This is a genomic window from Pseudoalteromonas sp. SCSIO_11900 (assembly GCF_000576475.1).
GTDB lineage: Bacteria > Pseudomonadota > Gammaproteobacteria > Enterobacterales > Alteromonadaceae > Pseudoalteromonas > Pseudoalteromonas tetraodonis.
Genome location: NZ_KK070023.1, coordinates 1,643,871 through 1,656,060, shown reverse-complemented (window position 1 = coordinate 1,656,060; position 12,190 = coordinate 1,643,871). Strand labels below are relative to the sequence as shown.

Genomic DNA, 12,190 nt, shown 5'->3' with positions numbered 1-12,190 from the left:
ATAAACCTTTAGCTAAAAACCATTTTAATAGCGATGATAACAAGTAACATCGCGAAAACTTTCTTAATTGTATTTACAGGTAAGTAATGTGTTGCTTTGGCGCCTATTGGCGCTATAAACCATGAGGTAACAACAATCCCTAACAATGCAGGTAAATAAACAAATCCCATAAAACCATGCGCTAAGTCACTTACTCGCCAACCGGCGCTGATATAACCAATAGAGCCAAAAAAGGCAATTACAATACCACATGCAGCAGCGCAACCAATTGCCTTTTTAATATCAACCGAAAAATAGTGCAGCATAGGCACAAGTAATGCGCCACCGCCAATCCCAATCAACCCAGATAGTGCCCCCATTATCGCACTAATACTTCCTAGCACGGGGCCTGCAGGCATCGGGTGACCTACGCTCACTTTATTACGGGCAGAAAGCACCATTCTCATAGCAATAAAAACCACACTCACCGCAAACACGGTTCGTAACATTTTCTCAGGTATAAAGCTGGCAGCAAAGCCGCTAATCAAGGCACCAATGGCCACACCCGACATTACCCAAGGGGCAATTTTCCAAGGCACATTATCATTTTTATGATGAGCTAACGCTGAAGAGGTCGAGGTAAATAAAATAGAGGCTAAAGATGTCGCAATAGCAATAACTAATACATGATCGGCAGCGGCCACATTAAAACCCAGTAACAAGCTCGTTAGCACCGGCACAATGATTAAACCACCGCCTATGCCTAGAAGTCCTGCTAAAAAACCAACAATGCAACCTAATAACGCACAACTTGCAACTAGAAGTCCTAGTTCATACATAGTTATCTCTAATACATTTAAGAATATGTATATTTTAATTGATTATATAAACAATAACAGCTCTATCATTTATAATAGCTCTATCATTTAGGTGTATAAAATAAATTACCTAGCTGATGCTCTATCATAAAATTACGGGTTAAACGCAACACTTGTTTAGCATTGGGCTGTGCTAAACACTCGCTCAGTAATTGTTCCATATCACTAACATTTAAGCGCCTAAGCACCCATTTCACTTTATTTAACGACGATAAGTTCATACTTAAGCGTCTATAGCCCATGGCAATGAGTAATATTGCTCCCTCGGGATCGCCGCCAAGCTCACCACATAAACTAAAGGGCAATTCATAGTGCTCACATTCGCTGGCAATATTATTTAATACACGTAACACAGCTGGATGATAAGGATTGAATAAATCGGCCACACGGGCATTTGCTCTATCTACCGCTAATAAATACTGAGTTAAATCGTTACTACCCACTGAGCAAAAATCGACTTTTCTAGACCACTCTGGCAGCATAAATACACTTGAAGGTACCTCAAGCATAATGCCAATATCTGGCTTTTCTATTAGTTGCTCAGGAAATGTTTCGCTTAACTCATAATAGGCTTGGTTATACAATGCCAGCGACTCTTCAACTTCATCAGTGCCACTGATCATAGGCAGCATTATTTTTAAATTACCTAAGCCAACATTCGCTTTGAGCATGGCTTTGAGCTGATCTAAAAAAAGCTCAGGATGATCTAGGCTAATTCTAATACCACGCCATCCTAAAAACGGGTTTTCTTCGGTAATATTAAAATAATCTAAAACTTTGTCGCCACCAATATCTAACGTTCGCATAACTACGGGGTTAGGATAATAGCTACTGAGTACTTCTCGATACCATTTTTCTTGTTCTTGCTGCGATGGAAACTGCCCTTTTTGCATAAACCACGCTTCGGTTCTGTAAAGACCAACACCATCACAAATATGGGCACTATTTTGTTGCGTATTAAGTTCAAGCCCAGCGTTGAGCAATAAACTAATATGCTCCCCGTCCATGGTAATTGCAGGCAGTGATTGCTCTTCTAAAAAACGATTATTAAGTAAGTTATCTTGATGTTGTAACTCGGTATACTCATCAATAAGCATTTGCGAAGGCGAAATATATAAACGCCCAGCAAAAGCATCTAAAATCATTTCTTTGTTATCAAACTGCAATAACGGTAAATCTTCAATACCCCAAATTGCAGGCACCCCCATTGCTCGCGTTAAAATAGAGGCATGGCTATTAGCTGAACCATTAATGCTTACCACACCTGCTAAACGCTCATTTGGCACTTCGGCTAACATCGCAGGAGTTAATGTGTGAGCGATGAGGATTGTGTTTTCAGGGTAGTCTTTTATTGCATGCTCGGTATTCACTAAGTGATGAAGCACCCGTAAACCAATGTCTTTAACATCAACCGCACGCTCTTTAATGTAAGGGTCTTGCATTTCATTAAACTGCGCAACTAAACGTTCAATCACAATTTTTAATGCACTTTTTGCACACCAACCTTCTTGTAATTGTGCCTCAACATTATGACCTAAGCTTTTAGCATCCAATAATTGCTGATACACATCAAACACCGCCAACGCTTCTTGCGGTATGGTATCGCTTAATGTCATCGATAAGGTGCTAAATTCCTTGCGCGTTGCAGCAACCGCTTGCGTGAATAAACGGCGTTGTTCATTCACATCACTATTTTTAGTAAGTTCTATGGACTTAAAATTAAGTTTAGGAATAACAACAAAGGCTTTACCAATACTAATGCCTGGCGCACTAGACACCCCTTTTAAAACCGATGTTTGATGAGACGACTCATCTTGGCGCAATACTTCTTTTATTTCGGCATGCGCAAGCTGTGAAGCTAACTGCGCTGAGAGCGTAATTAAAAACGACTCTTCATCTTGAGAAAATACTCGAGCCATTTTCTGTTGCACAACAATAACGCCTAATACCTTTTTTTGATGAACAACAGGCACAGACAAAAAAGCGTTGTAGCCTTCTTCGTTCACTTCTGGGGAGAGTTTAAAGCGAGGATGCGATTTAGCAAACGCAATGTTAATCGCCTCTTCGCGCTGAGCAACTAGCCCAACAAGTCCTTCAGTAAAGCCAATTCTAAATTTACCCACCGCATTGGGGTTTAACCCTTCGCTGGCCATTAGTACAAAGTTATCTTGACTGTAATCGGCAAAATAAATGGAGCAGCACTGGGTATTCATGGCATCTTTTACCATTTTCACAAAGCACACTAACGCATCGTCTAAATTCGCTTGTTGCGAAACAGACTCAGCTATCGATCTGAGTGTTGCCAGCATACACTGCTCCTTTTTATGTAAAACTACCTTTTGCTTCGCCAATTGTCTTTTTGTTGCTCTCGCTTATTGAAGGGCATAGCAAAAGGAGCAAACTCTTTCATAACACGTCGATAAACATCCCGTTTAAACGATACTACCTGCCTTACTGGATACCAATAACTCACCCACCGCCAATCATCAAATTCAGGATGGTGCGTTTTTAGTAAATTTACATCTTCATCTTTACAGCGTAACTTCAGTAAAAACCATTTTTGTTTTTGCCCAATACACACCGGACTTGAGTCGCGACGGATTAATCGTTTGGGTAATTTATAGCGTAACCAATGTTTTGAGCTTGCAACTATTTCTACATCTTCTGGTCGCAAACCTACTTCTTCGTGTAATTCACGGTACATAGTTTGTTCTGGTGTTTCACCATCATCAACACCGCCTTGGGGAAATTGCCAAGAATGTTGACCATAGCGTCTGGCCCAAAACACTTGCCCCTGATTATTGCAAATTACAATTCCGACATTGGCACGAAAACCTTCGGCATCAATCACCTTAGTGCCTCATTTGTAAGTCGATTTTTTATGATTGTTCCACATTAGCTGCAATACGGCAAATACTATTACGTACAAGCCTCGTTAACGTCCTCGGTTAAGGCGAATTAATGGCAAAATCCATTGCATGTAAATAACAAATAACACTGCCATACATAAAAACCACACTGTTTGTGCTGGTTACTCACAGCTTGTGCATAACTTTTGTAAAACACGCTCATTTAGCAAACAAATCCACAATGCAAGATCTAAAAGGTGATGTTCTCCACAGAATCTGTGGATAAACATGTTTATACATCTGTATTTATCCTTACAACAAATATAGACCTTAATTAAAACTGAACACTAAAAACAAAAAAAACAATACAGTTCAGTTACTTAGTTAAATTTAGCGTTTTAAAACAGCGCATAAAATTGCACCACACACAGTGCGAACAAAATTCAACCAACCGCTAAAGATATCCACTAACACCCTAATTTGCTATCATGGCGTTGGTATTTATTCAACTAAAATAAACAGTATGCAACCTTTAAAACCTCATTCAATCAAGCAATTAATGCAACGTGTCGATGCTATTGCAGGACTCACACTAGGACAACTAGCACAGCAGTACCACTTTAAAACGCCAGATGATTTATTGCGTGAAAAAGGCTGGACGGGTCAACTGATTGAATATGTATTAGGCGCAACGGCAGGGTCAAAACCGCTACCCGACTTTGAAGATTTAGGTATAGAGCTCAAAACATTGCCCATTTCATATAAAGGTAAACCGCTAGAAACCACCTTTGTGTCGGTTACCCCATTAATAAATGTAACTGGCATGACCTGGCACACAAGTAGCGTACGTAAAAAGTTGAATCATGTTTTATGGTTACCTATTTTAGGTGAGCGCAATATCGCCCCGTTTGATAGAACCATAGGCAGTGGTTTTTTGTGGCAACCCTCCCCCGCGCAAGATGCGCAATTACAGCGAGACTGGGAAGAGCAAATGGAGCTTATAGCGCTTGGTCGGGTAGATGAAATATCAGGGCATTTAGGCGACGCCATGCAAATACGGCCAAAAGCTGCTAATAGCAAAGTAGTTACCGATGCCATAGGCCCGAACGGACAAATTATACAAACCCTGCCCCGTGGCTTTTATTTAAAAACCAGTTTTACAAAAGAGATATTAAAACAGCAGTTTCAGTTGTAATTATTTGTCGGTATTAATTTTTGCACCAAATAGATTCGCGTAACCAAAAAGGTTTTTCTCGCATCCAAAGCGTACAAATCCACTTTTCACCTAATAATACGGGCTTTCCACTATGTACTGAGTTTTTATCTACCTGATTACCAATCATATTATTAAATTTAATCACTTGTCCTTGCTTAGCTTTAACACTTACATTCCAGTCTTTAAAGGCGGTTTCTCCACCTTCAAATCCGTCATTTAAATTTATAATACGTGTTCGCCGTCTTTGACCAAAAAAATTAAGTTCTTTTTTAGCATTTCCATTTGAAGGTGTAATAAAATCATAGTGCCATTTGTATTGCTGACCTTGAGTATAACGATAAATAATCATAGGCTCAGCATATGCTAAGTCAGCATAGTCGTCTGAACATATGATGCGCTGTAATATAGCTATTAAAATATTATCGACTGGTAATTGTGTTATAAGCTGCTCATTGTCTCTGATGTCTATAACTTTTTGTCTTGTAGAGTTTTCAGCATACACCCCAGCTAAATTTAAATTATTATTAGCAAGCTTTATAATCTCCTGCGCTAATTCATTCGTTAGTTGCGTTTCTAATGTTGTCACAGGTAATGATTGTTCAGAGGATTGAATATTCAATGGTATAATTAAGCTACTCCACAAACCTATTAAATCGGTTTCAATACCCTGCTGTATAGTCTTAGGAAGGCCTGATATATGTTTTTCAAAGTTAATTGTTACTTGCGGATCAGCAGTTCGGATTGGCCAAAAGTGAGATAAAACCTTAAGAGCTTCAATTTTATGATACTTAGCTAAGCATAAAACAATGGCTAGCTCCTGAGAAGAAGTTGATGATGAAACCGCATGACATAACCAATAGTGAACAAATTCAGGAGCTGTTAGCGCAAAAGACACTATTTCTTGTTTTGGAGGAAGCGTGCCATGATATTTGGCATTTATGAGGTGAGTAACATAGTTATTTTTCATAATCATTTTATTGTTATTTTTAATACGCTCCTAATGTAACAATAAATTTACAAACAATAAACCACCCACCTGTTATATTTGCATTTATGATTAAAAATCCCCGCATAAGCGAGGATTTTTATAATTTTAAACAAATTAAAGAATTACTGACCTTTAACTTCTTTTAAACCATTGTACGGTGCTTTAGCGCCTAATTTCTCTTCAATACGAAGCAATTGGTTGTACTTAGCAATACGGTCTGAACGGCTTAATGAACCTGTTTTGATCTGGCCTGCAGCAGTACCTACTGCTAAATCAGCAATTGTTGCATCTTCTGTTTCACCTGAACGGTGAGAGATAACAACAGTAAAACCAGCATCTTTCGCCATTTTGATTGCCGCTAACGTTTCTGTTAGTGAGCCAATTTGGTTAAATTTAATTAAGATTGAGTTAGCAATACCATTGTCGATACCACGTTTTAAAATCTTAGTATTGGTTACGAATAAGTCATCACCCACTAATTGAACTTTATCGCCCATTAGTTTAGTTTGATGTGCAAAGCCATCCCAATCAGACTCATCTAAGCCATCTTCAATTGATACAATTGGGTATTGCTCAGTTAAGTCTTTTAAGAAGTAGTTAAACTCTTCAGAGGTAAACTTTTTACCTTCACCTTTAAGGTCGTAGATATTTGCTTCTTTGTCATAAAACTCAGAGGCAGCACAATCAAGTGCAAGCGTAATATCTTTACCAAGCTCATAACCGGCATTTGCAATAGCCACTTTAATTGCTGCAAGTGCTGCTTCGTTTGATGCAAGGTTTGGTGCAAAACCGCCTTCGTCACCAACAGCTGTTGAATGACCATCCGCTTTAAGCACTTTTGCAAGGCTGTGAAATACTTCAGCACCCATACGCAAAGCTTCACGGAAATTAGCAGCACCAACTGGCTGAACCATAAATTCTTGAATATCTACTGAGTTATCAGCGTGCTCACCGCCGTTGATGATGTTCATCATTGGTAGTGGCATAGAGTAAACACCTGGCGTGCCATTTAAGTCAGCAATGTGCTCGTATAGCTCTACTTTTTTAGATTGTGCAGCCGCTTTTGCGTTAGCAAGTGAAACCGCTAAAATAGCATTAGCACCTAGTTTTTCTTTATTTTCAGTACCATCTAAATCAAGCATTACTTGGTCTACATCACTTTGAGCAAGTGCATTTTGACCTTTCAAAGCCGCTGCAATTTCATTATTAATGAAACCTACCGCTTTTAATACGCCTTTACCTAAATAACGAGTTTTATCACCATCACGTAATTCTAATGCTTCGCGAGTTCCTGTAGATGCACCTGATGGTGCAGCAGCACGGCCCCATGAACCATCAGCTAAATATACCTCAGCTTCTACAGTTGGGTTACCACGCGAGTCCATAATTTCACGACCGATTACTTTTACGATTTCTGACATCTTGATTCCTCTATATTCCCAAAATGGTGAGTACGGCTAACCTTGGCTAGCCTTAGAAACAAAAAAGGCCGCGCAATATGCACAGCCTTTTTTAAATTACGAAGACGCTTTTTGGTAGGTATGAGCCGCAGCTACAAACCCTTCAAATAGCGGATGACCATCGCGTGGCGTTGAAGTGAATTCCGGGTGGAATTGCGCTGCAATAAACCAAGGGTGATCTTTATTTTCAATAATCTCTACTAGCTTTTTATCTTCAGATAAACCAGTAAAGCTTAAACCTGCTTGTTCAAGCTGTGCAACGAAGTTGTTATTAACTTCGTAACGGTGACGGTGACGCTCAACAATTTCGTCGCTGCCATACACTTCGTGTACTTTAGAGCCAGGCGTTAAATGGCATTTTTGTGCGCCTAAACGCATTGTGCCACCTAAATCAGACTTTTCATCACGTACTTCTACGTTACCCTCAGCGTCTAGCCACTCAGTGATTAAACCAACCACTGGAGCCTCTGAATTTGCATTAAATTCCGTTGAGTTTGCATCAGTTAAACCAGCAACATTTCGTGCGTATTCAATTAACGCAACCTGCATACCTAAACAAATACCTAAGTAAGGCACTTTGTTTTCACGAGCATATTTAGCCGCTAAAATCTTACCTTCAACACCACGACCACCAAAACCACCTGGCACTAAAATAGCATCTAAGCGAGAAAGAATATCGGTTCCTTTAGTTTCTAAGTCTTGTGAATCAACGTATTGAATATTAATAGTTAAACGATTTTTTAGTCCCGCATGTTTTAATGCTTCGTTTACTGATTTGTATGCATCCGGTAATTCAATGTATTTACCAACCATACCAATTGTCACTTCACCCGTTGGGTTAGACTCTTGATACAATACTTGTTCCCACTCAGCTAAATCAGCCTCAGGCGCGTCTAAATGGAAACGACGACATACAAAGTTGTCTAACTCTTGCGACTTTAATAACGCAGGGATTTTATAAATACTGTCTACATCAGGCAGTGAAATAACGGCTTTTTCTTCAACGTTTGTGAATAATGCAATTTTTGCACGCTCGTTATTTGGCAGCTTACGGTCTGAGCGACAAATAAGAATATCTGGTTGAATACCGACTGAGCGTAACTCTTTAACTGAGTGCTGAGTTGGTTTTGTTTTCACTTCACCGGCAGGGCCTAAGAATGGCACTAGCGTTAAGTGAATAAATAGCGCACGTTCACGACCAATCTCTGTGCCCATTTGACGAATAGCTTCGATAAATGGTTGTGACTCAATATCACCTACCGTACCACCAATTTCAACGATTGCTATATCATAGCCTTCTGCGCCATCATAAACACGTTGCTTAATATCATTAGTGATATGAGGAATAACCTGAATTGTTGCGCCAAGATATTCGCCACGTCTTTCACGACGTAGTACATCTTCATATACGCGCCCTTGCGTAAAATTATTACGGCTGGTCATTTTGGTGCGAATAAAACGTTCGTAGTGACCTAAATCAAGGTCCGTTTCTGCGCCGTCTTCGGTAACGTATACTTCACCGTGTTGAATTGGGCTCATTGTGCCTGGGTCAACGTTGATGTAAGGATCCAGCTTTAAAATGGTAACATCTAAGCCACGGGCCTCTAAAATAGCGGCCAACGATGCTGCTGCAATACCTTTACCCAACGAAGAAACAACTCCGCCAGTAACGAAGATAAATTTTGTACTCATGCGAACCCTAGAATATCAGGAATTAAAAGGAATATAATACCCAAACAAGTGATTTTGGAATATAAACAAGACGGGGCGAAATTGTACCAAAACATAGCTAAGCAATCCAGCTAAAAATAGCAAATCTGTGCACAAAAAACAGACATTTTTTATGTCCCTATTTATTTAATTTTTTTTATCGCATCCCATGCTGCATCCATTTCCTCTAAAGACGCAGACTCAATACATTTACCCTGTGCAATTAAGTAGTTTTGCACCTTTTCAAATCGTGCAGAAAACTTATCGTTCGCACTGCGAAGCAATTGCTCTGGGTCACGTTTAACATGGCGCGCTACATTAACAGTAGCAAACAGCAAATCACCTAGCTCTTCTGCTGTATGATCTGAGTAAGGGTTATGAGCTAAGGCTTCTTTCACTTCTTCAACCTCTTCACTCACTTTGTCAATCGCGCCGTGATAAGTCGGCCAATCAAACCCTAAGGCAGCGACACGTTGTTGAATTTTTTTTGCTTTTGTTAAGCTAGGTAAACTGTTTGGTATATCTTGCCAAAGTGACGAGCTTTGACCTTGGGGTTTAGCTGCACGCTCTTGTGCTTTTATTGCTTGCCACTGCGCAGCTAATTCGGCATCGGTTTTAGGTGTGTCTTGCGCTGAAAATACATGCGGATGACGACGCACCAGCTTTTCATTTAACTGTGCCACTACATCGTTAAAATTAAATAATTGCTGCTCTTGTGCTAATTGCGCATAAAACACAATTTGAAATAGTAAGTCGCCTAACTCATTTTTTAAATCGCTTAAATTATTCGTTTCAATACAATCAGCCACTTCATAGGCCTCTTCAAGAGTATGAGGCACGATTGACGCAAACGTTTGCTTGAGATCCCAAGGGCATCCGCTCTCAGGGTTTCTCAGTGTTTGCATTATTTCCAGCAGTTGGCTTAAAGCCTCATTATTAGCCTGATTACTGCCCTCGTTTTGCACTGTGCACCCCTTCTATCTGGTGTAACTTAGAAAGCACTTTATTGGTGCCCTGTAAGTCATGCACTTCTATTTGCATCACAAAAATAGCCGTTTGAGTGCTATCAACCGTGTTGACATTCATATTGAGCACATTGACTTTTTCATTCGCCAAAGCAGAACTAATATCACGAATTAACCCAGACCGATCGCTGGCTTCAATACGAATAGTTAAGGCATAAGAGCTGCTAATATCATCTGACCAACTTACTGAAATAACGCGCTCTGGGTGCTTGTTTTTTAAATTACTAAACGAGTCACAATCCTCACGATGCACGGCAATGCCACGGCCTTGGGTAATATACCCAATAATTTCATCCCCAGGTACAGGGCGGCAACAGCGAGCAACATGGCTCATTAAGCTGCCTACTCCATCAACCACAATGCCGTTTTTATCGCCAGTCACTTTACTGGGCGATTTAAAGCGAATAACCGGCTCGTGTTCTGTTCTATCGGTAATAAAGTTAAGCATTTGGTTAAGGCGAATATCGCCTGCACCAATGGCGACCATTAAGTCATCAAGCTCTCTAAAGTTAAAGCGCTTTATCGCTGGGTCTAAATCTTTGTAGGTTAACTCTAACTTTTGTAATTCGTTATCAAGGATTTCTTTACCCGCACTTAAGTTTTTATCGCGGTCGAGCTGTTTAAACCAATGGTGGATTTTGGCTCTAGCGCGAGAAGACTTAATGTAACCTAACGACGGGTTCAACCAATCACGGCTTGGATTTGGCTGCTTTTGGGTCAGTATTTCAACCTGATCGCCGGTACTTAATTGATGAGTAAACGGCACTATTTTGCCAAATACTTTTGCACCAATACACCGATGCCCTACATTGGAGTGAATGTAGTAAGCAAAATCAAGAGGTGTTGCTCCTAGTGGTAAGTCAAAAATGTCTCCACGTGGAGTAAACACATAGACCCGGTCTTCAACCACTTGATTTTTAAGCTCTTGTGCTAAATCGCTGCCATCAACCACTTCTTCTTGCCATTGCAGTAACTTACGCAACCAGCTAATTTTTTGCTCATAACCTGAACCACGCCCTGGTAACGCACCTTCTTTGTACATCCAATGTGCGGCAACGCCCAGCTCTGCATCTTGATGCATGTCGTGCGTTCGGATCTGAATCTCAACAGTTTTACCTTCGGGGCCAAATACTACGGTATGAATAGATTGATAGCCATTTTGTTTCGGGGTCGCAACGTAATCGTCAAATTCTTTATTTAAATGGCGCCAATTAGTGTGCACTATGCCTAGGGCACCGTAGCAATCTTGCAGGCGCTCAACCACAATTCGCATCGCGCGTATGTCAAACAGCTGATCAAACTCGTAGTTCTTTTTCACCATTTTTTTATAAATGCTGTAGATATGTTTTGGCCTGCCGTATACCTCGGCTTTAATACCCGCTTCATGTAGGCGCTGTTTTACTTGCTCAACCATATCAGCCATATACGCTTCACGGGCAAGGCGCTTATCATCAAGTTGTTTAGCTATATTTTTATAAATATCTGGGTGTAAATAGCGAAAGGCTAAATCCTCTAGCTCCCACTTTAATTGGCCAATACCAAGGCGATTAGCAAGCGGTGCAAATATATCCGCAGTCTCTTTGGCTGCAATCACTCGCTCTTCTTCAGCGGCATCTTTTACGTTGCGTAAATGGCACACCTGTTCGGCTAATTTAATCACCACGGCACGCACATCTTCCACCATAGCAAGCAACATACGGCGAATATTATCGACCTGCACGGTACCATTGCCTTGATGAGCTAACGTACTTATGGTGGCCATTTGCGACACACCTGTTAATAACACCGCAACATGATTTCCTAAATGCTCTTCGACAGCGTCAATGCTCACTACATCATTTAAATAATAAGGGGTTAAATAGGCGGTGGCTAACGAGTCAGCATCTAGATTTAGCTCAACTAAAATCTCCACCATCTCTATGGCGGTATTTTGGCGCTCGCTATTATCGCAAGTTTGGCAAAGTTGCTGTGCTTTATTGAGTAAGCTAATTTTTTCCTGAGACAAATCAAGAGATTCTACGCGTGAAAAAAAATCACCCGCTTTGTCATGTTGATGAGATTGACGTGTCGCTACCATAATGCGCT

9 protein-coding genes are annotated in these 12,190 nt (G+C 40.4%); 1 reads left to right on the top strand and 8 read right to left on the bottom strand.

Going from position 1 to position 12,190, the window contains the following annotated elements:
* Positions 1–8: 8 nt before the first annotated feature.
* The 3 genes from BG00_RS07635 to rppH all read right to left on the bottom strand — a co-directional run bounded on the left by BG00_RS07635 (position 9) and on the right by rppH (position 3,708).
* Positions 9–818, bottom strand: coding sequence for a sulfite exporter TauE/SafE family protein (locus tag BG00_RS07635; RefSeq protein WP_036981655.1), 810 nt, complete (start codon positions 816–818; stop codon positions 9–11).
* Between the two features lie 83 nt (positions 819–901).
* Complete coding sequence (gene ptsP, locus BG00_RS07630) at positions 902–3,166, bottom strand: phosphoenolpyruvate--protein phosphotransferase (protein ID WP_036981653.1); 2,265 nt, start codon at positions 3,164–3,166, stop codon at positions 902–904.
* A 23-nt stretch (positions 3,167–3,189) separates the two neighbouring features.
* Positions 3,190–3,708: an RNA pyrophosphohydrolase gene (gene rppH / locus BG00_RS07625; protein ID WP_013465620.1), complete on the bottom strand. Its 519-nt coding sequence runs from the start codon at positions 3,706–3,708 to the stop codon at positions 3,190–3,192.
* Between the two features lie 521 nt (positions 3,709–4,229).
* On the opposite strand from rppH, the gene mutH reads away from it, so the two are divergent.
* Positions 4,230–4,901, top strand: coding sequence for a DNA mismatch repair endonuclease MutH (gene mutH / locus BG00_RS07620; protein ID WP_036981651.1), 672 nt, complete (start codon positions 4,230–4,232; stop codon positions 4,899–4,901).
* A gap of 13 nt (positions 4,902–4,914) precedes the next feature.
* Here the strand turns inward: mutH and BG00_RS07615 are convergent, their stop codons facing one another.
* From BG00_RS07615 to relA, 5 genes are all read right to left on the bottom strand, one after another.
* Positions 4,915–5,889 (bottom strand): prolyl hydroxylase family protein, encoded by a 975-nt coding sequence (locus tag BG00_RS07615; RefSeq protein WP_036981649.1) that lies wholly within the window; start codon positions 5,887–5,889, stop codon positions 4,915–4,917.
* Positions 5,890–6,032: 143 nt separating this feature from the next.
* On the bottom strand, positions 6,033–7,331 hold the full coding sequence (eno, locus tag BG00_RS07610; RefSeq protein ID WP_036981646.1) for a phosphopyruvate hydratase: 1,299 nt from the start codon (positions 7,329–7,331) through the stop codon (positions 6,033–6,035).
* Positions 7,332–7,427: 96 nt separating this feature from the next.
* The gene (locus tag BG00_RS07605; RefSeq protein WP_036981643.1) at positions 7,428–9,062 is read right to left on the bottom strand and encodes a CTP synthase; all 1,635 of its coding nucleotides are present in this window, start codon (positions 9,060–9,062) and stop codon (positions 7,428–7,430) included.
* 161 nt (positions 9,063–9,223) lie between these two features.
* Positions 9,224–10,045 carry a nucleoside triphosphate pyrophosphohydrolase gene (gene mazG / locus BG00_RS07600; RefSeq protein WP_036981641.1) on the bottom strand — a complete coding sequence of 274 codons (822 nt, stop codon included), beginning with the start codon at positions 10,043–10,045 and terminating at the stop codon, positions 9,224–9,226.
* The gene (relA, locus tag BG00_RS07595; protein ID WP_036981639.1) at positions 10,026–12,182 is read right to left on the bottom strand and encodes a GTP diphosphokinase; all 2,157 of its coding nucleotides are present in this window, start codon (positions 12,180–12,182) and stop codon (positions 10,026–10,028) included. The genes mazG and relA overlap by 20 nt, the downstream gene beginning before the upstream one ends.
* Positions 12,183–12,190 lie beyond the last annotated feature (8 nt).